This is a genomic window from Microbacterium oxydans, assembly GCF_000956525.1.
GTDB classification, from domain to species: Bacteria; Actinomycetota; Actinomycetes; order Actinomycetales; family Microbacteriaceae; genus Microbacterium; species Microbacterium oxydans_A.
In genome coordinates this window covers 80,574-101,485 of the sequence record NZ_JYIW01000016.1, presented here as the reverse complement: position 1 = coordinate 101,485, position 20,912 = coordinate 80,574, and the positions used below count along the sequence as shown (strand labels likewise).

Sequence of the window (20,912 nt, the reverse complement as noted above, 5' to 3'; positions counted from 1 at the left end):
CGTCTCACCGACGCTGCGGGCCCACCTCAGTCCAGCGCGCTCATCACGTGCTTGATGCGCGTGTAGTCGTCGAAGCCGTACTGCGAGAGGTCCTTGCCGTAGCCCGAGTGCTTGAACCCGCCGTGCGGCATGTCCGACACGAAGGGGATGTGCGTGTTGATCCACACGCAGCCGAAGTCGAGGTCGCGTGAGAACCGCATCGCGCGCGCGTGATCCGTGGTCCATACCGATGACGCGAGTGCGTACGGCACGTCGTTCGCCATCGCCAGTGCCTCGGCCTCCGTCTCGAAGGACTGCACCGTGAGCACCGGTCCGAAGATCTCGCCCTGCACCGCCTCGTCGTCCTGCCGCAGTCCAGAGACGATCGTCGCCTCGAAGAAGTAGCCGCTGTCGCCCTGGCGCCGCCCGCCCGTCTCGATCGTGGCATGAGCGGGGAGGCGGTCGACGAAGCCCTGCACCTGGGCGAGCTGCGCCGCGCTGCTGAGCGGTCCGTACAGCACGCCCTCCTCGTGGGGACCGCCGGTACGGGCATGCGTTCGAGCCCGAGCGACCAGCGCCGCCACGAGCTCGTCGTGCACGGAGGCATGCACGAGCACGCGGGTGGCAGCCGTGCAGTCCTGGCCGGCGTTGAAGAACGCGCCGGTGATGATGCCATCGACGGCCTTCTCGATCGAGGCATCCGCGAAGACGATCGCCGGCGCCTTGCCGCCGAGCTCGAGGTGCACCCGCTTGACGTCGTTCGCCGCCGACCGTGCGACAGCCATGCCGGCGCGCACCGATCCGGTGATCGCGACCATCTGCGGCGTCGGATGCTCCACCAGCGCCACCCCAGTGTCGCGGTCGCCCAGCACCACGTTCAACGTGCCGGCCGGCGTGTGCAGCGCCACGATCTCAGCCAGCAGCAGCGTCGTGAGCGGCGTCGACTCGGCCGGCTTCAGCACGACCGTGTTGCCTGCGGCGAGCGCCGGTCCTATCTTCCACACCGCCATGTTCAGCGGATAGTTCCAGGGCGTGACCTGTCCGATGACGCCGATGGGTTCGCGGCGCACGAACGAGGTGTGCCCTGCGAGGTACTCCCCCGCTGCCCGCCCCTCGAGGCTTCGCGCTGCACCGGCGAAGAACCGCAGCTGGTCGATCGACTGCATGATCTCGTCGGCGACGAGGCTCGCGCGCGGCTTGCCGGTGTCCTGCGACTCCAGGTCGGCGAACTCCTCGGCACGGGCGAGCATCTCATCGGCGATGCGGAACAGAGCGAGCTGCCGATCCGCCGGCGTCGTGTCGCGCCAGAGCGGGAAAGCAGCGGATGCCGCGGCGTAGGCGGCATCCACATCACCGGCGTCCGACAGTGGCAGCGAGCCGTACTCCGCCTCGGTCGCCGGGTCGATGAGGGGCAGGCTGCCCGCTCCGCGCACGGGAACGTACCGGCCGCCGATGAAGTTCTGCAGGAGATCTGTGGGCATGCCCTCATGGTAGCCATGCGGAAACGAAATCTGAAGAACTATTTGTCTATGACGACGGAATCAGTTGCCTGAACCGCCTTCACCTGTCAATATCGACACATGAGTACGCCGAAGCAGCCCCTCCTGGACGATGTCTCGAAGAAGATCGTCGAACTCCTCCAGGAAGACGGCCGTCGCCCCTACGCCGAGATCGGTCGCGCGGTCGGACTCAGCGAAGCCGCGGCCCGCCAACGCGTGCAGCGGATGACCGAAGCCGGCATCATCCAGATCGTCGCCGTCACCGACCCGATGCAGCTCGGCTTCCACCGCATGTCGATGATCGGCATCCGAGTCACCGGCGACCCCCGCGATGTCGCCGAGGAGCTCACGAAGATCCCTGAGCTCGCCTACGTCGTGGTCACCCTCGGCACCTTCGACATCCTGGTCGAGGCCGTCTGCGAGGACGACCAGCACCTGATCGAGCTGATCGCCTCCCGCATCCGCACCGTGCCAGGCGTCGCGCACACCGAGAGCCTGCTGTACGCGGGCCTCTACAAAGACCTCTACAACTGGGGAACGCGCTGAGGCGCGCCTCGCAACGATCGGAGTGAACATGGGCACCACCGTCTTCGAGCGCCGTCGACCGGCACAGTCCGTCATCGACCAGTCGCTCAGCGACACCGCCTTCGGGGTGTTCTGGCTGGATGACGTCGCGCGGCCGAAGCATCCGTCCCTCACCGGCAGCGTCCGCGCCGATCTCGCGATCGTCGGCGGCGGCTACGCCGGGCTCTGGACAGCGGTCAGGGCGAAGGAGCGCGACCCGGAGCGCCGCGTGGTGCTACTCGAGGCCTCGCGCATCGCGTGGGCGGCGTCGGGTCGCAACGGCGGATTCTGCGAGGCGAGCCTCACGCACGGGCACGAGAACGGACTCACCCGCTGGCCGGAGGAGATCGACCGCCTCGAAGAGCTCGGCCTCGAGAACCTCGACGGCATCGAGCAGACGATCGAGCGCTACGGCATGCAGGCGGATTTCGAGCGCACCGGCCAGCTGGCCGTCGCCGTCGAACCGCACCAGGTCGAGTGGTACCGCGACGAGGAGGGCTTCCTCGACCGCGAGGCCGTGCAGGCCGAGGTGCACTCCGACACGTTCCTGGCCGGCGCATGGGAGAAGGATGCCTGCGCACTCGTGCACCCGGCGAAGCTCGGCATGGAGCTCGCCCGCGTCGCCGTCGAGCTCGGCGTCGAGATCTACGAGCACAGCCTGGTCCGTCGCGTCGAAGGCGACGGCTCGTCGGCGATCACTCTCGTGACCGAGCACGGGAAAGTGACAGCGGATGCCGTGGCGCTCGCCACCAACGTCTTCCCCTCGCTGCTCAAGCGCAACCGTCTGATGACGGTGCCGGTGTACGACTACGTCCTGATGACCGAGCCGCTCTCCGACGAGCAGCTCGCATCGATCGGCTGGTCGAACCGTCAGGGCCTCGCCGACAGCGCGAACCAGTTCCACTACTACCGGCTCACCGCCGACAACCGCATCCTGTTCGGCGGCTACGACGCGGTCTACCACTACGGGGGCAAGGTACGACCCGAGTACGAGGACCGCATGGAGAGCCACCGCAAGCTCGCGTCGCACTTCTTCACCACGTTCCCGCAGCTCGAGGGCTTGCACTTCACGCACCGCTGGGCCGGCGCGATCGACTCCTCGAGCCGCTTCTGCGCGTTCTTCGGCACCGCCCGGAAGGGACGCGTCGCCTACGCCACCGGCTTCACCGGGCTGGGCGTCGGAGCCGCGCGCTTCGCAGCCGACGTCATGCTCGACAAGCTCGCAGGCGAGCGGACCGAGCGCACCGAGCTGCAGATGGTGCGCGAGAAGCCGATCCCGTTCCCGCCCGAGCCTGCGGCGTCGATCGGTGTGAACCTCGTGCGCGCGGCGATGAACCAGGCCGATCACAACGAGGGCAAGCGCAACCTGTTCCTGAAGACCCTCGACGCCGTCGGTATGGGCTTCGACTCGTGAGCGCACCCGAGGAGCTCGCTGCCGGAACGGGAGCGGATGCCGCGACGCTGCCACTCTCGCATGCCCCGCTCCCGGCCGACGAGGTGCTGGCGGGCTCCCCGACCACCGCAGTGCACGCACTCTCGACGCTCGGCGGGGTCGAGGTCGGCATCTGGGAGATGACGCCTGGCACGGCATCCGATACCGAGACCGATGAGGTCTTCGTGGTGCTGTCCGGTCGCGCGACGATCGCGTTCGACGACCCGGCCCTGCCCGACCTCGAGATCGGACCGGGCTCGGTGGTGCGCCTCGCCGAGGGCCAGCGCACGGTATGGACCGTCGCCGAGACCCTGCGGAAGGTCTACATCGCCTGAGCCCGTCGATGCGTCGCAGCACCCGTCGACTCGCTGCGTCGAGGTGGCACCCGTTGCCGCTTCGGCGCTCCGATTCCGACCAGGGGTGCCACCTTCACGCAGACTCGCTGCACCGAGGTGACACCTCGCGTCGCAATGCGGCGTCCAGAACGGCGACAGGTGCCAACGCTCGCAGCACCGACCGCGCCGCGCTCAGACCACCGGAACCGGCACCGAATCGATCAGCAGTCGCGTGTACGGGTGCTGCGGGTCGCCGAGCAGTTGCTCGGTCGGGCCCGCCTCGACGATCTCTCCTCGGCGCATCACGATCGTGTCTGCGCAGACCGTGCGCACGACCGCGAGGTCATGGCTGATGAACAGCAGCGTCAGCCCCTGCTCGCGGCGGATGCCGGCGACGAGGTCGAGCACCTGGGCCTGCACCGAGACATCGAGGGCGCTGGTCGCCTCGTCCATCACCAGGAGCTCCGGCTCGACGGCGAGCGCCCGCGCGATCGCGACGCGCTGTCGCTGACCGCCCGAGAGCGTGCGCGGCCTGGCGCCGAGATGCTCCTCGCCGAGGCCGACCGCGGTGAGCAGTTCCAGTGCTCGCGCCCGCGCAGCGGCACCGGTTCGCCCGGTGTGCAGTCTCAGCACGTCTTCGATCGCGCGTCCTGCGGGGATCCGCGGGTCCAGCGACAGGTACGGGTCCTGGAACACCATCTGCACGCTCTTGGCCCGCTCGAGCCGCTCCGCCCGTGACCGTGGGATGCCGGCCATCGAGCGTCCGCCGATCCGGATGTCGCCGGTGTCCGGCTCCTCGAGTCCGACGATCATCCGCGCGAGCGTGGACTTGCCGGAGCCCGACTCGCCCACCACGGCGAGCGAGCCGCCACGGGCGATGGCCAGGTTCGCGCCGGCGACCGCCGAGACCGGGTCCTTCCCTCGGCGTCGATACGTCTTGCCGACGCCGGCGACCACGAGCTGCGGCGTCGAATCGGATGCGGCGGCCGGCGCCGTGATCGTTCCGGCGATGCGCGGCGTCGCGGCGACCAGACGACGTGTGTACTCGGCGGTCGGTGCCGTCAGCACCTCGCGCGCCGTCCCCTCCTCGACGATCGATCCGTCCTTCATGACCACGAGCCGGTCGCACAGCGAACCTGCGAGGTTCAGGTCGTGCGTGATGAACAGCATGCCCATGCCGGTCTGCGCGCACAGGTCACGCAGCACCTGCACGATCTCGGCCTGCGTCGTGACGTCGAGCGCGGTGGTCGGCTCATCGCAGACCAGCAGTCCCGGCGACGTGCTGAGGGCCCCTGCGATCATGACGCGCTGCAGCATGCCGCCGGAGAGTTCGTGCGGATGCTGCGACAGGTGATCGGCGGGAGCCGGCAGCCGCACGGCGGTCAGGAGCTCGACGGCGCGCGAGTGCGCAGCATCCTTCGACCAGCCCTCGCACAGGCGCAGGGCCTCCGTGACGTGATCGCCGATCGTGCGCATCGGGTTGATGCCGGCTCGGGGATCCTGGAAGACCATCGCCGCTTCGTGCCGACGGATCTCCTGGCGTCCGACCGCACCGGTCAGGGGCGACCGTCCGTTCACCTCGACCGTGCCGCCGGTGATCGCCCGGTCGGGGAGCAACCCGAGCACCGAGCGGGCCGTGAGCGACTTGCCGGAGCCGGACTCGCCGACCAGGCCGACCGTCTCCCCCGGCGCGACCTGCAGGGTGATGCCGTGCAGCAGCCGGGTGCCGTCAGCCAGATCCAGCGTCAGTTCGTGGATGTCGAGAAGCGTGCTCATGCGGGGATCCCTCCGCCGATCCGATCGGACAGTTCTTCGCCGATGATGTTCACGCACACGACGACGAGCACGACGGCCACCGCCGGTGCGATCGCCGGCAGGAACTGACCGGCCGCCACACCCGACTGCGCCTCGTTGATCATCGCGCCCCAGTCGGCGGTCGGTGCCTGTACGCCGAGCCCGAGGAACGAGAGTCCGGCGAGCTCGGCGAGCACGTACCCGAAGTTCAGCGTGGACTGCGCGCCGACGATCGGCGTGACGTTCGGCAGCACACGCCGCAGCGCGATCCACGCGCCGCCGAACCCCTGCACCCGGTATGCCGAGACATAGGGCCTGGTGCGCTCTGCCGCCACCAGCGATCGGGTGAGCCGTGCCACGAACGGGGCATAGGCGATGCTCATCGCGATGATCGGAGCGACCAGTCCCTTGCCGAACAGGGCGACCGCCATGATCGCGATCAGCAGCGAGGGGAACGCGAACAGCACGTCGAAGACCCGGCTGAGGGCGGCATCGATCCAGCCGCCCCGCCATCCGGCCCACAGCCCGAGCAGGATGCCGATCACGGTCGAGAAGATGACGACGAGCAACGGACCGATGAGCGCGGTGCGCCCGCCGTAGACGAGCCTGCTGAGCAGGTCGCGACCGAGCGAGTCGGTACCGAGCCAGTGCGCGGCCGACGGCGGAGCGAGGAACGACGTGAAGTCCACGGCATCCGGGTCGTACGGCGCGACGAGCGGCGCGAAGATCGCGGCGAGCACGACGGCAGCGAGCACGATGACACTGCCGAGGTACAAAACACGCGGACGCCGTCTGCGGGGAGCGCGGAGCATCCGCACGGCGAGGGTGGGGGGCGTCGCGGTCATCGGGCACCAGCTCCTGCAGCGGATCGCGGGTCGATCCAGGGTTCGAGGATGTCGACGATCGCGTTCATCACGACGAACGCGCAGACGACGAGGAGGACGATGGCCTGCACGACCGGGAAGTCGAGCCGGTCGACGGACTGCACCAGGAGCGACCCGATGCCGGAGAGCCCGAACGCCGCCTCCACGATCGAGCTCGCCACGATGAGACCGGCGACGAGCACGCCGCTCACGGTGAGGATCGGTCCGAGGGCATTGCGCAGCACGTGGCGCCAGACGACCATCGGGCGGGGAACGCCGCGACTCGTCGACACCTCCACATGCTCTCGGCCCAGCTGATCGACCATGGCCGAGCGGGTGACCTTGCCGACCAGCACGATGAACACGAGCGCCAGCGCGATCGAGGGAAGCGTCAGGTGGTAGACCATGTCGAGGAAGCCATCGCCTGCCCCGAACGAGGGGAACCAGCCCAGTTGCACGGAGAAGAGCGCGATGAGCACGATCGCGCCGACGAACGACGGGATCGCCCCGAGCACGGTGAGCCCGATCAGCACCAGCCGGTCGAGCGCCTTCCCGCGGTTCAGCGCTGCGACCGCGCCGAGCACGACGCCGGCGATGAGCACGATCGCCCCCGCCATCGCCACGAGCACGAGCGTGACCGGCAGCCGATCACCCAGCACCGCGGTGACGTCCTGCCGATACTGCAGCGACCGGCCGAAGTCGCCCTGCAGCAACCCGAGCACCCACCGGAGGTACTGCTCCACCGGCGGGAGGTCGAGCCCGTACTGGGCTGTGACCTGTGCCACGGCCTCCGGGCTGGGCTTGCGACCGCGCAGCAGGAAGCTCACGGGGTCGCCAGGCACCAGGAAGCGCGAGAAGAAGACGAGCAGCGATGCCAGGAACAGCGTCAGCAGCAGTCCGCCCAGCTTTCCGGCGACCCGGCGAGCAACGGTCATCGGGCGCCGATCGTGGCGGCCCATGGGTAGTACATGAACGCGATGGACGGCTGGACGCCGGTGATCCGCTCACCGAGGTAGAGCGAGATCGGCGCCCGATACAACGGCAGCCACGGGAGTTCCTCGTTCACGATCTGCTGCGCCTTCGCGGTGAGATCGCTGCGTGCCGCCGGATCGTCGATCGCGACGGCATCCTGCACGACCTGGTCGAACTCCGGGTTCGACCAGCCGCCGTAGTTGCTGAAGTCGCCGGTGCGCAGCACGGAGTACATCTCGAGCGCGTCAGGGCTGGAGAGGTACCAGCTCGTGTAGAACAGGTCGACGCCGTCGCGGGCGCTCGGGTCGGAGAACAGCGCGGTGTAGGCGTTCGGGGTGACGGTCTCGACCTTCACCTTCAGACCGATCGACTGTGCCGCGGCGACCGTCGCCTGTGAGATGACGGCGAAGTCGTTGCTGATCGGCGCCGTGACATACGTGAGCTCGGCGCCCTCCGCTCCGGCGTCCGCGATGAGCTTCTTCGCCTCCTCGACGTTCCGGTCGTACGAGGTGATGTCGTCGAACGCTGCGGTGCGCGCGGCATCCGATGCGTCGCGCCAGACCGATTCGGTCGTCATCACATCGGTCGTCTCGCCGACCCCGCGGTAGGCCGCCTGGAGGATGCCGTCTCGATCCAGCGCGAGCAGCAGCGCCTTGCGCACGCGGACGTCGCCGAGCGGGCCGTCGAGGTTGCTCACCACGATGTCGCCGACCGCCGTGTTCACTCCGAAGAGCACGTCGCCCTTGCCTGCCGCCCTGAGGGTGGGAACCGCTTCCATCGGCACCATCCACGACCCGTCGACGCTGCCGGACTTCAGCGCGTTGATCCGCGCCGTCGGGTCGTTCATGAAGACGAACTTCACCTCGCCGGAGTGGGCTCGCAGGCTCTCGTCCCAGTAGTCGTCGAACCGGGTCATCGTGATCGACTCGCCGGATTCCCACGTCGTCAGCTCGAACGGGCCGGTGCAGTTCACCCCGCCGGTGGAGTTGCCGTAGTCGGCGCCCTTCTCGGCGAGCGTCGCCGCCGACTCGATGACGCCGGCCGAGCCGCCCATGCCGAGGTTGAACTGCGAGTCGGGACCCGTCATCGTGACCGTCACCTGACGGTCACCGGTCTGCTCGATCGACTTCACGTTCTGATACACCGAGAACCAGAACGATCCGACGGCTGGGTCGATGTGCCGGCGCATCGAGGCGACCGCATCGGCGGCGGTCAGCGGTGTGCCGTCGTGGAACATGACCCCCTCGCGGATCGTGTAGACCCAGGTGTCGGGTGTCGGATGCTCGAACGATTCGGCGAGTCCGGGGCTGAGCGAGTAGTCCGGGTTCAACCGCAGCAGCGATTCGCAGACGTTGGCGAGCACGGAGTTGTCCGCATAGTCGAAGGCGTAGGCGTAGTCGAGGGAGTACGGCTCGGCATAGCTCGCGAAGGTGAACGAGTCGATGTCGCCGCTGGGGGCCGCCGTGGTCTCGGTCAGCTTCCAGTCGATCGGTTCGTCCGATCCGGAGCCGGTCGAGCCGGCGGGGCTGCAGCCGGCGAGCGCGGCGACCGCGAGCAGCCCGGCGAGTGCAGCCGCGCCGCAGCGGGCGATGGGACGGGAGAGGAGCGTGCGGTTCATCGGGACTCCGTGGGGTGGGTGTCGGGAACAGCGGGAACGGATGCGGTGTGGACGCGCCGGCCTTCGATCCAGGTCGACGCGACCCTGGCGAGGTGCAGCTCGGGGGCCGGCAGGTCGAACGGGTTCGGCTCGATGACGACGAGGTTCGCGAGATACCCCTCGCGGATGCTGCCGGTGTCGCCGTCGCGACGGTTCACGTACGCGGATCCTGAGGTGTAGGCGGCGAACGCCGTCTCGAGGTCGAGCCGCTGGTGCTCGCCGCCGAGCGGTGGCCGCTCAGAGCCGGGGTAGGCGCGGTTCACGGCGATGTGGATCGCGGCGAGCGGATCCGCGGTGGAGACCGGCCAGTCACTGCCGGCTGCCAGTCGGACACCCTCGCGGACGAGGTCGCCGAACGGATACTGCCGATCGACCTGTCCGTCCTGCAGGAACGGCAGGGTGAGCTCGTCGAGCTGGTCCTCGTGGGTCGCCCAGAGCGCCTGGATGTTGGCGATCGCGTCCAGCGGCGCGAAGCGCGAGACGTCATCGGCCGCGACGACCTGCAGGTGGGCGAGGTGGTGACGACCGTCGGTGTCGCCGTTCGCGTCGCGGGCGACCTGCAGCGCATCGAGGGCTTCGCGCACTGCACGGTCACCGAGCGCGTGCATGTGCACCTGCTGCCCTGCGGCGTCGAGCGCGGTCACGTACTCGCGCAGCTTCGCCGGCTCGATGAAGCTGAGCCCGTGGTTGCAGGTGTCGTGCCCGGTCTCGTCGCGGTACGGGGTGAGCATCGCGGCGGTCTGGTTCTCGGCGACCCCGTCGACCATGATCTTCGTCGTGCCGAGATCGATACGACGGTCCGGATGCGCAGCGGCTGCGTGCGCACGTCGCTCGGCCATCCGCTCGACCTGCTCGATGCCGCCGCCGCGAACCCACCACTGCGCACCGACGACGTGGACGAGCAGTCGCCCGTCCGCGGCAGCCCGCTCGTAGGCGGCGAGCGGATCGGCGATCCCGCCGGAGTCCGCCCCGACCATGGCGTCCTGCCAGCCGGTGATGCCGAGGGCGATGAGTTCGTCCTGTGCCCGCAGCAGCCCCTGGTAGGCGAGGTCGGCCGAGGTCGCAGGACGCACGGCGGCGAAGAGGTCGCCGGCTCCCTCGTGGAAGGTACCGGCCGGGAAGCCGTCCGCGTCGCGCACGATGCGCCCGTCGCCCGGGTCTGGCGTCTCGGCCGTGATCCCTGCGCGCTCGATCGCCGCGGTGCTCGCCCACGTGCTGTGGTGGTCACGGCTCTGCAGCAGGACCGGACGTCCACCCGTCGCCTCGTCGAGCAGCCCGCGTGGCGGGTTGCCGCCGGGGAAGCTGTCCATGCTCCAGCCGCCACCCAGGATCCACTCCTCGTCGGGGTTCGCCTCGGCGTAGGCGCGGATGAGGGCTGCCGTCTGCGCGGCATCCGCTGCCTCCGTGAGATTGCACTGCAGCAGCTCGATGCCGCCGCCGACCGGGTGGATGTGCGCGTCCTGGAAGCCGGGGCTGAGCAGCGCTCCGGCGAGATCGATGCGGGTCGCGTCGGGCGAGGCGAGCGCGGCGACCTCGGTGTCGGCGACCACGGCGGCGATGCGCCCGTCGCGGACGATCACGGCCTGCCCGGTGATCGGTGTGCCGGTGCCGGTGAAGACCGCACCGCCGTGGAAGACGAGCTCGGTGGACATCGTCGTGCCTCTCTACAGCGTCGAAGGGGGAACAGCGTCGAAGGGGAATTGCGATCACGCTAGCCTTCGGCATCACCGGTGTCAACAGCGTTGACCACACTGGGGACTCGCTCTAGGTTGAGAGGGTCGGTTCGCGATGGGAACAGAGCGGACTGCGATGATGGACCAGGAAGAAGGAGGCGCGATGAGCGCGGTCACGAAGAAGGACCGACCGGCCGGACGAACTCGGCTCGATCGAGCACTCATCGTCGAGGCCGGGCTGCAGCTCGCCGCAGCGCCGGGCGTGACGTCGATCTCGGTGCGCGATCTGGGCGCCAGGCTCGGGGCCGACCCCACCGCGATCTACCGCCATTTCCAGAGCAAGGATGCACTGATGGGCGCCCTGCTCGACGAGCTCAACGGCCGCGCCGCGGAGTCGGTCAGCAGCCCCGCGGAGCGGTGGGACGACCGTCTGCGCGAGCTCGCCGTCGCGACGCTCGACCTGTTCAAGCGGCATCCGGCGATCGGCGCGGAGGCGATGACGCTCACGACGCACGGCCAGGGCGAGCTCGCCGCGATCGAGTTGATGCTCGACGCATTCCAGCGCTGCGGCCTCGACGGCGAAGAGCTCGTGCGGCACTACGCCCTGCTCGCCTCGCACGTGCTCTCACTCGCCGCCGGCATCGCCAGGGCGAGAGCGGAGCGACCGAACGACGAGGAGGGCGACCCGTGGGTCGATGCGCCGCTGCTCGCGGACCCGCGGAAGTTCCCCCTGATCGCACAACACTCGGTGCTGCTCTCCGAGCTGCAGGATCGCGATCTCTTCCTGAGCGGCGTCGAGCTCGTGATCGACTCAGCCAGACGCACGGCAGACCCGCACTGAGATTTTCCTTGCACTCCAAATAGTTTTGTGACAAAACTATAGATCACTGTTCGGCACGAGCAGGGATCAGGAGAGATCGATGAAGATCATCATCATCGGCGCGGGCATCGGCGGCCTCGCCGCAGCGGTCAGCCTGCACGAGGTAGGGCTGCGCGACATCACGGTGTACGAGCGCAGCACGAGCATCCGCGGGCTCGGGGTCGGCATCAATCTGCTGCCCCATGCGCTTCGAGAGCTCAGCGAGCTCGGCATCGCCGAGTCCATCACCGAACTGGGCGTCGCGCCGACCACGCTCAGCTACTTCAACCGCCACGGCCAGGCGATCTGGAGCGAACCCCGTGGCATCGCCGCCGGCTACCGGTGGCCGCAGCTGTCGGTGCACCGCGGTCGCCTCCAGCTCGCGCTGCGCGACCTCGCAGAAGCACGCCTCACCGAGCCGATCCGGCTCGGCCACCGCCTCATCGGCGTCCGATCGAACGCCGACGGCACGGAGTCAGCGCGCTTCGCGACCGACGACGGCGAGCTCGAGGTCACCGCAGACGTGATCGTCGGCGCAGACGGCATCCACTCGGCACTCCGCGCCCTGCGCCATCCCGCCGAGGGCGCCCCACCGTGGAGCGGGCTGACCCTGTGGCGAGGCGTCACCCGCATCCCCGCCTTCCTCGACGGCCGCACCATGATCATGGCCGGCGACGCCGAACAGAAGTTCGTCGCCTACCCCCTCTCCGCAGCGGATGCCGATGGGCGGATGCTGGTGAACTTCATCGCCGAGCGTCGGGTCGGCGGCACCGGAGACGCGGACTGGAACCGCGCAGTCGACCCGGCGCCGATCGCCGAGCTCTTCCGCGACTGGCGGTTCGACTGGCTCGACGTCCCAGCAGCGATCGCCGCCGCGGACGAGATCCTCGAGTACCCGATGGTCGATCGGGATGCGCTCGGGCAGTGGACCTTCGGCCGGACGACACTGCTCGGCGACGCAGCACATGCGATGTACCCGAACGGGTCGAACGGCGGCTCGCAGGCCATCCTCGACGCCCGCACGCTCGCGTTCCACCTCGCCACGGCGGAGGACTCACCCGCCGGCATCGACACCGCGCTCGCCCGCTATGAGGACGCCCGCCGCCCCGCGATGACGGCACTCCTCGCCGCGACCAGAGCGACGGGGCCGGAGCGCGTCATGCAGCTCGCCCGCGAACGGGCACCGCAGGGCTTCGCCGACATCGACGAGGTGATCCCCCGCGCCGAGCGGGAGCGGATCGCCGCCGACTACAAGACCGCGGCCGGCTTCCTGCCGGAGATCCTCAACGATCGACCGTCGCTCACGCCGGCGGCGATCCGGCCGAACGGGGCGGTGCGATGAGCGGGTTCGACGCGGCTCGGCTCGCCGCCGTCATCTCGCCGCTGCGCCGCGCGCTGCTCGCCGCGGCGCGAGCCGACGCCAGACTCCCCGAGCTCTCAGAAGCACAGATCGACGTGCTGCGGACGCTCCCCCGCGGCACCGCTCGCGGCCCGGCCCAGATCGCGGCGCAGCTTCGTCTGAGCCGACCGACCGTGAGCAACCTGCTGAGTTCCATGGAGGCCGACGCGCTGGTCGAACGCACGCCGGACCCGACTGACGGCCGCCGTGTCGTCGTGCGCGCCTCGGCCCGTGCGCTCGATCTGTTCGACCGCTTCGATGCGGCGAACTCCGCCCTGGTCGCGACGGCGAGCGCCGACCTCGACGACGACGACCGCGCAGCACTCGCCGCCGCACTGCCGGTGCTGGAACGGCTGTGCGCCGCGCTCACCACCCCTGATCCCACCGCCATCGCACCCGAGGAGACCATCGCATGAGCCACGTCCACGACCTCCTGCCCCTGCCGACGCTCGAGGCCGCCTTCGACGTCTCCGTCGACCTCGGCCAGCTGGAGGACCATCTGGCCACAAGCGCCGGCTCGCGCCGCGTCGTACCGATCCTCGGCGGAACGATCACCGGCTCGATCGACGCCGAGATCCTTCCCGGCGGCGCGGACTGGCAGATCGTCCGTCCCGACGGCACGATCGAGATCGACAGCCGCTACTCGGCCCGGACGGCATCCGGTGAGCATCTGCTCCTGCACGCTCGGGGGCTGCGCACCGGCTCTCCCGAGGTGTTGGAGCAACTGGGCCGCGGGATCGACGTCGATCCGAGCTCGTACTATTTCCGCACCACCGTCTCGATCGAGACCGCCGCAGCGCCGCTGGCTCCCCTGCAGCGGAGCCTGTTCCTGGCCGTGGCCCAGCGACAGGCGAGCACCGTGCACTACCGCGCCTACCGGGTCGGCTGACCCGCCGCATCCGTCCCTGCATCCGCATCCGCATCCGCCGACCCGCCGTGTTGACACCTCTTGCCGCATCGCCGCCCGAATTCCGGCGCCGGGTGCCACCTCCGCACGGCGCCGCCTGATCGACTCGACACCTGGTGGTGGTCGGTTGCCTCAGGAGAGTCGTGCCGAGACGGTGAGGTCGTCTCCCGCCGTGACGCGCAGGTCGGTGAGACGGGGCCCGCCGGCCGACGTGAGGTCCTCGTTCAGGTCGAAGCTCTTGCCGATCTGCTCCTGCACCGACTGGCGGACCGCTCGGAGCGCGAGCATCACGAGGGGGTTCCGGCTCCCGACCTTCAGGTCACGCAGAGTGACGATCCCATCGGGCGAGACCTGGACGTGCGCGGTTCCCTTGGCCGATGCGCCCAGCAGCCGCCAGCGGATCCCTGCCCCGGCGTCGAGGCGGATACCGTCTGCGCCGTCCTGCGTGACCTTCGTCTTCAGCCGGCTCAGATGGATGCCGCTGCCGGTGAGCAGCGGACGAACCAGCGACTCGATCAGCGGAGAGAGATCCTCGGAACGAACTGAAACTGTGAACGCTCCGCGCATGCCGGCACCGTCATCTGCGAGGTCGATGCCGTGGATCGTCTCCGGCTGATCGATGATGCTGGGCTCCGCATAGACGAGCCACTCCACGGGAATGTCACGGAGCTGAGCGTCGATCGAGACCGCGATGCCCTCGATTCGGACGGGGTCGGCGATCAGGCGCACTGTCCGAATCACGCCAGGACGCCGGTGCACGATCTCGGGCACACCGGGGGCGGGGGAACTTTCGCTCGCAGCGTCGTTCACCGGGAGGAGGCCCAGCTCGACACCGCTCGCATCGATCGAGAGCAGTTCGAGGGTCGTCCCCGATGCCTCAGCGGAGATCCGCACGGCGTCCAGGCCGCGGACCAGCTCGGCATCGGTGGGCTGCAGTCCGGCGCGGATCCACCGGATCACGGTGTCGCCGTCGCCGGGCCAGTGCGAGTCAGGTGCCATCTCGCCATTCTCGCGCACCGCTGCGCGGCTTCGGAGTCCTCCCGCCCCGCCGCCGCTGCCCGGCCGATCTGACACCTCTTGCCGCATGGCCGCCCGAATTCCGGCGCCGAGTGCCACCTCCAGCGGGTATCAGCCACCTCCAGCCAGCTGTCATGGGCGCCAGCCGCGCCGGATGAGCGCATCGCGGACGATCGCCGTCGCCGTCGGGCGTTCACCTCGGATGTGCGCCGACGTGAGCCGAACGACCTCGAAGCCCAGCGCGACGTAGGCCGCATACTTCTCGATATCGCGGTGCCATTGCTGACGCGACGTGCGATGGTGGTCGCCCTCGATCTCGACGAGCACGCCGTACTCGGGGTACTCGAACTCCGTGACGCCGAGCAGACGGCCCCGGGCATCGCGGATCTCCACGTCGAGTTCCGCGTCGGGAACTCCAGCGTCCTCGGCATCCAGCCGGTACTCGGTCTCCAGCGGCGACGCACTCTCAGTGCGGATCCGTCCCACAGCGTCACGCAGCCGCCCCACGCAGCGACGGGGTCCTGCAGCGGTCGCAGCCAGCAGCTGTCCCACCGTCGCGAGCGCGCGTTCGGGGCGCCGTCGCGCCTGGTTGTCTCGAGGCACCCGCACAACTGCATCGCCGAGGATGACCAGTTCTCGCACAGAGAGCGTCGCTGCCATCATCGCCCAGGTCGAGGCCGGGCTCGAGACGGGAAGACCTTCGACTTCCCTCACGGTGACGAGGCCCGGCGACATCTGCCGCCCGACGATCCCCTGCCGTCGTGGAGCCCGGTGCGGTGCCGGCACGCCCACCTCCAGATCGCCCGAACAATCGACGGGCAGGCCCCAGATGCCAGCGGCAGTCCGGCCAGCGAAGAAGGCGTGATCGACCATCAACGGTCGATACAGGCGCACCCGCCGACACACGTCCTGGCGCTGTGCCCGGTCTCTCGCCAACGGCTCGCGGTCGCCGCGCCGATCGTCGAGCTGATGCTCATTCGGGGTCACGACGAGCACGCCGCGGTACGGACGCTCCAGGTCTTTGGCACGCAGCCGCCTCGCCGTCAGCCCTGCCGCACGCGCCTGCTCCGGAGTGAACACGGCGCCGAGATCGGCGGGGAGACGGCGGGGATGTCGCGACATGGTTCGAGTGTGCAAGGCGGGAACCGGCGGGCGCGGCCCGTGCACCGGCATCCGTGCAGAACTCGCCGCTGCCAATGCATCGTGGAGAACGAGCACAGACGCAGATGCCGCGTCCGGGACGCCTGTCGGTGTCGTGTTGGCACCTGAGGTCGGAATCAGGCTTCGATTCCGACCTCAGGTGCCAACTCGACGCACCCCCAGGCCGCAGGGGCTACTGCGAGACCAACAAGGGACGAACGGATGCGTACGCGTCGGCGACGTCCCGCGTCGGAGTGTCGTAGACCCGCACGATCCCGGCATCGCCGTGATGCCGCGGCCAGCCGGGGTCGCCCGTGCTGATGAAGGCGACGGCCGCGCCGTGCACCTCGTCCGCCAGCTCCTGCGGCGGGTTCGGTCCGGCGAGCGGTTCCATCGCCGGACCGTCGAGGCAGTCGAAGAAGAACGGCACGTCGAGGCAGTGCTCCGCGAACCCGAAGCGCCCGGAGGGCCACGAGAATCGGTACACCCAGGTCGGCGCATCGCCGCGGTCTGCGACGACGCGCAGCATCGCGGAGCGGAACATCAGGTCGGTCAGCAGCCGGCCGGCGATGCGGGCGGTGCTCAGCGCGGCGATATCGGCGTTGGCCGCGAGATACTCCCGCCTGGCGCTCTTCGGCAGCCCGAGCTTCTTCAGCAGCGGCCCCCTCGGCACCCAGCGCAGCGACTTCTCCGCGCCGGAGAACGCCATCGTGAACTCGTCGTCGGTGGCACCGAGGACGAGCGGCTTGTCGGCCCCGACGCCGGCCGCGAGCGACGCCCGCGTCGACCGGAGCAGCAGATCATCGTCGATCGTGGGTCCGAGCGGCAGCCCCTCGGCGACGACACTGCCGATGGATGCCGGCCCGAGCTTCGTCGCCTGCTTCTGCAGCTCGAGCAGCCGTTCCTCGCCGACCGAGGAGAAGCCGGCGACGGTCGGCTCGACACCGGCCGTCGCAGCCAGCCCCCGCCCGAACGCCTCAGCCCGCGCCGGAGTGACATCGGCGAGCGCACCCGAGATCGCGTAGACGTTGTGGAACAGGTGCTGCGCCTGCTCCATCCCGAGCAGCGTCAGCACCGCACCGCCGCCGGCGGACTGCCCGGCGATCGTCACGCGAGCGGGGTCGCCGCCGAACGCCGCGATGTTCTGCTGCACCCATTCGAGCGCGAGCAGCCAATCGCGAACGCCGCGGTTCGACGGGGCATCCTCGATCCAACCGAAGCCGTCGAAGCCGAGCCGGTACGAGATCGACACGGTCACGACGCCGTCGCGGTTGAAGTTGCGGCCGTCATACCAGGGGCTGGCCGGCGAGCCGGCGAAGTATCCGCCGCCGTGGATCCAGACGAGCACCGGCAGGCCGGCGCCCTCCGCACCCCTGGGTCCCTGAGCCGCACCGCTGGGTCCCTGAGCCTGTCGAAGGGCAGGCGTGAACACGTTCACGTTCAGCGTCGACTCGCCCTCGACGCTCGGCTCCGGGATCAGCGTCACGCCAGGGTCGCCCCGCTGCGCGGTGGCGGCGAACTCGAGCGCGTCGAGCACGCCGTCCCACGGCCGCTTGGGCACCGGCGCCTGGAACCGCAGCGGCCCGATCGGCGCCTCGGCGAACGGGATGCCGAGGAACGCGGCGGAGCGCGGATTCCCTCGGCCCCCAGCGGTCGGACGCCAGCGTCCCCTGACTCGCCCTGCAGCGGTGTCCACCTCGACGAGATCGGTGTCGGTATCGGTCATCACAACATTCTCCCGGTGATTCCTGCGCATCAGCGCACTCCCTTGATCGGCGCGGTCGCCACGGCGGCGAGGATCACGAACACGATCGCGAAGACGAAGAGCGTCGCGTAGCCGCCGAGGCTCGTGATGATGACACCACCGATCGCGGGGCTCAGCGCCTGGGGCACGTTCGTCGCGACGTTGAGGATGCCGAGGTCCTTGCCCGCCGAGACGCCCTCGTTCGGCAGCACCTCGGTCATCAGCGCAGCATCCACCGACATGTACAGGCCGAAGCCGATGCCGTTGATGATGCTCATCAGGATCATCCCGGTCATGTTCGGCTGCAGCAGCGGCATCGCCAGCCCCACCACCATGACGACGGATGCCGCGTAGATGAACACCTTGCGACGGCCGACCCTGTCGCTCCACCACCCGGAGAGCGCGATCGCGATCAGCGTGGGGATGAAGGCCACGAGCGTGAGGGTGACGACGGCACCCTGCGCGTCGGCGAGTGAGAGTCCGATGTAGTCGGTGAGCATGTACAGCTGGTACGACGTGACGACGAAGTAGCCGAGGATCAGCAGGAATCGGGCAGCGAACGCCCATGCGAAGTCGGGATGACGGCGAGGGGCGATCCAGAAGCCCGCGAAGAAGGCACCCCAGCGGAACGCGTCGACCGCGGCATCCTTCGATGACCAGTCCCGATTCACGAGTGCGAACAGCACCGCCGCGACGATCACGGCCCCACCGAACACGGCGTAGCCGATGCCGATCTCAGCCGCGAAGGCCCCGGCGAGCATGATGCCGACCGTCATGCCGAGCTGCGTGCCGAGTCCGATCATCGCGCTCGCGCCACCGCGCTTCGCCCGCGGGAAGCGGTCGGCGGTGATCGCGGTGAGCGGCGCTTGGAAGAAGTTCAGCGCGACCTGGATGATGACCCAGAACACCGTGATCCAGAGGATGTCACTCAGTGACCCGAGGCCGAACAGGAAGATGCCGCCGACGATCGCGCCGATCACCATCCACGGCACCCGGCGCCCGAGACGCGAGCGCGTGCGGTCGCTCAGTGCGCCGACGATGGGCTGCGCGAAGAGGGTGAACACGAACGAGATCGTGGTGACGAGGGCGAGGTTGCCCACTTTGTCCGCCTCGTCGATCAGCAGCACCTGGCTCGGCAACAGGATCGCGATGAGTCCCCCGTAGGTGGCGAACAGGGTGAGCGAGGCGATCAGCAGGCTGGGCAGCAGTCGGCGGTTCGCAGGCGGGCTTGCGGCCGGTTCGCCAGCGGCCGGTGGCGCGGATCGGATCGTGCCGGTGGGTGCGAGATCGGTGGTCGGGTCGAGCGGGGACACAGACATGTCGGCTCCTCGTTGAGCGGATCAGGGCCAATACCAAACCGCGTTTGGTATTCATCGCACATCGTGACAGATCCCCGGATGCCGACGCAAGGGAATCGCGAACATTGTTTGGTTTTTGGGATCCGAGATGGGCGGATACGCTGAGGGAATGGCGACTCGAGGGGCATACGCGAAGGGTGTCGTCAAGCGCGAGGAGATCCTCCAGGCGGCCCTCGCCGCCGTCGCCGAGCACGGCTATCGCAAGGCCTCGGTGCGTGAGATCGCGGATGCCGCCGGCCTCAGCCCCGCCGGACTCCTGCATTACTTCGGCACCAAGGAGGAGCTGTTCGTCGCGATCCTCCGCGCCCGCGACGCCCGAGACGAGCAGGAGTACGCCGGCGAAGACGTCGTCCAGGCGTTCCTCGCCATCACGCGCCACAACGCCTCCGTGCCCGGACTCGTGCAGCTGTACGCGCAGCTCGCCGCAGAGGCCGGCGACCCGGAGCATCCGGCGCACGCCTACTTCCGCGAACGCACCGCCCGCGTGGAGGAGTTCACCCGCGCGCAGGTGGCCGCCGACCAGGCGGCAGGGCTCGTGCGCGACGATCTCGACCCGGCCTGGATCGTCCGGACCATCCACGCACTCGCCGACGGACTGCAGTCGGCCTGGATGCTCGACCCGACGATCGACATGGCCGCCGAGCTCAAACAGTTCCTCGTGCTGCTGCGCCCGGCCTGACACCTTCGGCACCAGCCGCAGCGCCGGGCCCCAGGCTCAGTCGACTCGCGTCACCTCGGCGTGCGACATCCGCTCCTGCATGACGCGGATGGCCTCCGGGTTGTCGTCGACGAGCACGGCATCGCGGCCGAGCGCCGAGGCCACCGCACCGGTCGTGCCACTGCCGGCGAACAGGTCGAGCACCCGATCGCCCGGACGGCTCGACGCGCGCACGATCCGACGCAGGATGCCCTCCGGCTTCTGCGTCGGGTACCCGGTCTTCTCGCGGCCGGTCGTCGGCACGATCGTGTGCCACCAGACATCCGTCGGCAGCTTGCCTCGCGCCGCCTTCTCGGGGGTGACGAGTCCCGGGGCCATGTAGGGCTCGCGGTCGACCTCGTCGGAGTCGAAGAAGTATGCCCGCGGATTCTTCACGTACACGAGGATCGTGTCGTGCTTCGTCGGCCACCGGCTGCGCGACTTCGCGCCGTAGTCGTACGCCCAGATGAGCTCGTTCAGGAACGAGTCGCGGCCGAACACCGCATCGAGCATGACCTTCGCGTAGTGCGCCTCGCGGTAGTCGAGGTGCAGGTACAGGGTGCCGTCGTCGGCAAGCAGACGCCACGCCTCCTCGAGCCGCGGCATCAGGAACGCGCCGTAGTCGTCGAACCGGTCGTCGTAGGCGCGCAGCATCCCCCGCACCCGCTCGTACTGGTGGCCATGGAAGCCGTGGCGCACCTCGGTCGCGGCGGACGGCTGTGCAGTATTCAGCAATTCCGCCGGCGGCGCGTCGTGTGCGCCCGTTTCAGCCCCCGGCTCGACGGATTCTTGCTGAATTGTGAACGCCCGCGTGGCGGTCACCACCTGCCGCTCCTGCGTCCGGCCGGTGTTGAACGGCGGATCGAGGTACACGAGCGTGAAGGATGCCGACGGGAGCGTCGCCGCGACGGCGAGGTTGTCTCCCTCGATGATCGACACGGTCCCCTGCGCCGACCCCTCCTGGGCCCCTGCTGCCGACGCCTCCTGGCTCCCTGCCGCCGACCCCTCCTGGGTCCCTGAGCC

Annotated in this window: 19 protein-coding genes; 8 read left to right on the top strand and 11 right to left on the bottom strand. The window is 69.3% G+C overall.

The window, feature by feature from the left end:
- Positions 1 to 26: 26 nt before the first annotated feature.
- Entirely contained in the window at positions 27 to 1,460 is a 1,434-nt protein-coding gene (locus RS83_RS02365; protein WP_045277906.1) for a gamma-aminobutyraldehyde dehydrogenase, read from the bottom strand.
- A gap of 99 nt (positions 1,461 to 1,559) precedes the next feature.
- Here RS83_RS02365 and RS83_RS02360 point away from each other — a divergent pair, with 99 nt between their 5' ends.
- The 3 genes from RS83_RS02360 to RS83_RS02350 are packed head-to-tail and all read left to right on the top strand — an operon-like array spanning position 1,560 to position 3,809.
- Positions 1,560 to 2,024 (top strand): Lrp/AsnC family transcriptional regulator, encoded by a 465-nt coding sequence (locus RS83_RS02360; RefSeq protein ID WP_045277905.1) that lies wholly within the window; start codon positions 1,560 to 1,562, stop codon positions 2,022 to 2,024.
- 28 nt (positions 2,025 to 2,052) lie between these two features.
- Complete coding sequence (locus RS83_RS02355) at positions 2,053 to 3,456, top strand: NAD(P)/FAD-dependent oxidoreductase (protein ID WP_045277904.1); 1,404 nt, start codon at positions 2,053 to 2,055, stop codon at positions 3,454 to 3,456.
- Positions 3,453 to 3,809: a cupin domain-containing protein gene (locus RS83_RS02350; protein WP_045277903.1), complete on the top strand. Its 357-nt coding sequence runs from the start codon at positions 3,453 to 3,455 to the stop codon at positions 3,807 to 3,809. Before RS83_RS02355 ends, RS83_RS02350 begins: the two co-directional genes overlap by 4 nt.
- A 192-nt stretch (positions 3,810 to 4,001) precedes the next feature.
- Here the strand turns inward: RS83_RS02350 and RS83_RS02345 are convergent, their stop codons facing one another.
- The 5 genes from RS83_RS02345 to RS83_RS02325 are packed head-to-tail and all read right to left on the bottom strand — an operon-like array spanning position 4,002 to position 10,747.
- Entirely contained in the window at positions 4,002 to 5,585 is a 1,584-nt protein-coding gene (locus RS83_RS02345) for an ABC transporter ATP-binding protein (protein WP_045277902.1), read from the bottom strand.
- Complete coding sequence (locus tag RS83_RS02340) at positions 5,582 to 6,448, bottom strand: ABC transporter permease (RefSeq protein ID WP_045277901.1); 867 nt, start codon at positions 6,446 to 6,448, stop codon at positions 5,582 to 5,584. The genes RS83_RS02345 and RS83_RS02340 overlap by 4 nt, the downstream gene beginning before the upstream one ends.
- Positions 6,445 to 7,401, bottom strand: a complete 957-nt coding sequence (locus RS83_RS02335) for an ABC transporter permease (RefSeq protein WP_045277900.1) — start codon at positions 7,399 to 7,401, stop codon at positions 6,445 to 6,447. Before RS83_RS02335 ends, RS83_RS02340 begins: the two co-directional genes overlap by 4 nt.
- Positions 7,398 to 9,056, bottom strand: coding sequence for an ABC transporter substrate-binding protein (locus RS83_RS02330; protein WP_045277899.1), 1,659 nt, complete (start codon positions 9,054 to 9,056; stop codon positions 7,398 to 7,400). The genes RS83_RS02335 and RS83_RS02330 overlap by 4 nt, the downstream gene beginning before the upstream one ends.
- Complete coding sequence (locus RS83_RS02325) at positions 9,053 to 10,747, bottom strand: amidohydrolase (protein WP_045277898.1); 1,695 nt, start codon at positions 10,745 to 10,747, stop codon at positions 9,053 to 9,055. The genes RS83_RS02330 and RS83_RS02325 overlap by 4 nt, the downstream gene beginning before the upstream one ends.
- Positions 10,748 to 10,931: 184 nt before the next feature.
- Here RS83_RS02325 and RS83_RS02320 point away from each other — a divergent pair, with 184 nt between their 5' ends.
- The 4 genes from RS83_RS02320 (at position 10,932) to RS83_RS02305 (ending at position 13,915) form a co-directional block, all read left to right on the top strand.
- Positions 10,932 to 11,609, top strand: a complete 678-nt coding sequence (locus RS83_RS02320) for a TetR/AcrR family transcriptional regulator (RefSeq protein WP_045277897.1) — start codon at positions 10,932 to 10,934, stop codon at positions 11,607 to 11,609.
- A gap of 79 nt (positions 11,610 to 11,688) precedes the next feature.
- Positions 11,689 to 12,969 (top strand): flavin-dependent oxidoreductase, encoded by a 1,281-nt coding sequence (locus RS83_RS02315; RefSeq protein ID WP_045277896.1) that lies wholly within the window; start codon positions 11,689 to 11,691, stop codon positions 12,967 to 12,969.
- Positions 12,966 to 13,442: a MarR family winged helix-turn-helix transcriptional regulator gene (locus RS83_RS02310; protein WP_045277895.1), complete on the top strand. Its 477-nt coding sequence runs from the start codon at positions 12,966 to 12,968 to the stop codon at positions 13,440 to 13,442. Before RS83_RS02315 ends, RS83_RS02310 begins: the two co-directional genes overlap by 4 nt.
- Positions 13,439 to 13,915 (top strand): DUF3237 domain-containing protein, encoded by a 477-nt coding sequence (locus RS83_RS02305; protein ID WP_045277894.1) that lies wholly within the window; start codon positions 13,439 to 13,441, stop codon positions 13,913 to 13,915. The genes RS83_RS02310 and RS83_RS02305 overlap by 4 nt, the downstream gene beginning before the upstream one ends.
- A gap of 150 nt (positions 13,916 to 14,065) precedes the next feature.
- Here the strand turns inward: RS83_RS02305 and RS83_RS02300 are convergent, their stop codons facing one another.
- The 4 genes from RS83_RS02300 to RS83_RS02285 all read right to left on the bottom strand — a co-directional run bounded on the left by RS83_RS02300 (position 14,066) and on the right by RS83_RS02285 (position 19,153).
- Positions 14,066 to 14,932 carry a hypothetical protein gene (locus RS83_RS02300; protein WP_156153084.1) on the bottom strand — a complete coding sequence of 289 codons (867 nt, stop codon included), beginning with the start codon at positions 14,930 to 14,932 and terminating at the stop codon, positions 14,066 to 14,068.
- A 150-nt stretch (positions 14,933 to 15,082) separates the two neighbouring features.
- Positions 15,083 to 16,072, bottom strand: a complete 990-nt coding sequence (locus RS83_RS02295) for a hypothetical protein (protein WP_045277892.1) — start codon at positions 16,070 to 16,072, stop codon at positions 15,083 to 15,085.
- Positions 16,073 to 16,283: 211 nt separating this feature from the next.
- The gene (locus RS83_RS02290) at positions 16,284 to 17,816 is read right to left on the bottom strand and encodes a carboxylesterase/lipase family protein (protein WP_045277891.1); all 1,533 of its coding nucleotides are present in this window, start codon (positions 17,814 to 17,816) and stop codon (positions 16,284 to 16,286) included.
- A 29-nt stretch (positions 17,817 to 17,845) separates the two neighbouring features.
- Entirely contained in the window at positions 17,846 to 19,153 is a 1,308-nt protein-coding gene (locus RS83_RS02285) for an MFS transporter (protein ID WP_045277890.1), read from the bottom strand.
- 148 nt (positions 19,154 to 19,301) lie between these two features.
- On the opposite strand from RS83_RS02285, the gene RS83_RS02280 reads away from it, so the two are divergent.
- Positions 19,302 to 19,871 (top strand): TetR/AcrR family transcriptional regulator, encoded by a 570-nt coding sequence (locus RS83_RS02280; protein WP_045277889.1) that lies wholly within the window; start codon positions 19,302 to 19,304, stop codon positions 19,869 to 19,871.
- A 36-nt stretch (positions 19,872 to 19,907) separates the two neighbouring features.
- Here the strand turns inward: RS83_RS02280 and RS83_RS02275 are convergent, their stop codons facing one another.
- A complete protein-coding gene (locus tag RS83_RS02275; protein ID WP_045277888.1) occupies positions 19,908 to 20,828 on the bottom strand; it encodes a DNA-methyltransferase in 921 nt (306 codons plus the stop codon).
- Positions 20,829 to 20,912: the final 84 nt, after the last annotated feature.

What these genes read in the sequence shown, in the direction of transcription:
- RS83_RS02365 (WP_045277906.1), bottom strand. Translation starts at nt 1,460, where the DNA reads ATGCCCACAGATCTCCTGCAGAACTTCATCGGCGGCCGGTACGTTCCC.
- RS83_RS02360 (WP_045277905.1), top strand. Translation starts at nt 1,560, where the DNA reads ATGAGTACGCCGAAGCAGCCCCTCCTGGACGATGTCTCGAAGAAGATC.
- RS83_RS02355 (WP_045277904.1), top strand. Translation starts at nt 2,053, where the DNA reads ATGGGCACCACCGTCTTCGAGCGCCGTCGACCGGCACAGTCCGTCATC.
- RS83_RS02345 (WP_045277902.1), bottom strand. Translation starts at nt 5,585, where the DNA reads ATGAGCACGCTTCTCGACATCCACGAACTGACGCTGGATCTGGCTGAC.
- RS83_RS02340 (WP_045277901.1), bottom strand. Translation starts at nt 6,448, where the DNA reads ATGACCGCGACGCCCCCCACCCTCGCCGTGCGGATGCTCCGCGCTCCC.
- RS83_RS02335 (WP_045277900.1), bottom strand. Translation starts at nt 7,401, where the DNA reads ATGACCGTTGCTCGCCGGGTCGCCGGAAAGCTGGGCGGACTGCTGCTG.
- RS83_RS02330 (WP_045277899.1), bottom strand. Translation starts at nt 9,056, where the DNA reads ATGAACCGCACGCTCCTCTCCCGTCCCATCGCCCGCTGCGGCGCGGCT.
- RS83_RS02325 (WP_045277898.1), bottom strand. Translation starts at nt 10,747, where the DNA reads ATGTCCACCGAGCTCGTCTTCCACGGCGGTGCGGTCTTCACCGGCACC.
- RS83_RS02320 (WP_045277897.1), top strand. Translation starts at nt 10,932, where the DNA reads ATGAGCGCGGTCACGAAGAAGGACCGACCGGCCGGACGAACTCGGCTC.
- RS83_RS02315 (WP_045277896.1), top strand. Translation starts at nt 11,689, where the DNA reads ATGAAGATCATCATCATCGGCGCGGGCATCGGCGGCCTCGCCGCAGCG.
- RS83_RS02310 (WP_045277895.1), top strand. Translation starts at nt 12,966, where the DNA reads ATGAGCGGGTTCGACGCGGCTCGGCTCGCCGCCGTCATCTCGCCGCTG.
- RS83_RS02305 (WP_045277894.1), top strand. Translation starts at nt 13,439, where the DNA reads ATGAGCCACGTCCACGACCTCCTGCCCCTGCCGACGCTCGAGGCCGCC.
- RS83_RS02300 (WP_156153084.1), bottom strand. Translation starts at nt 14,932, where the DNA reads ATGGCACCTGACTCGCACTGGCCCGGCGACGGCGACACCGTGATCCGG.
- RS83_RS02295 (WP_045277892.1), bottom strand. Translation starts at nt 16,072, where the DNA reads ATGTCGCGACATCCCCGCCGTCTCCCCGCCGATCTCGGCGCCGTGTTC.
- RS83_RS02290 (WP_045277891.1), bottom strand. Translation starts at nt 17,816, where the DNA reads ATGACCGATACCGACACCGATCTCGTCGAGGTGGACACCGCTGCAGGG.
- RS83_RS02285 (WP_045277890.1), bottom strand. Translation starts at nt 19,153, where the DNA reads ATGTCTGTGTCCCCGCTCGACCCGACCACCGATCTCGCACCCACCGGC.
- RS83_RS02280 (WP_045277889.1), top strand. Translation starts at nt 19,302, where the DNA reads ATGGCGACTCGAGGGGCATACGCGAAGGGTGTCGTCAAGCGCGAGGAG.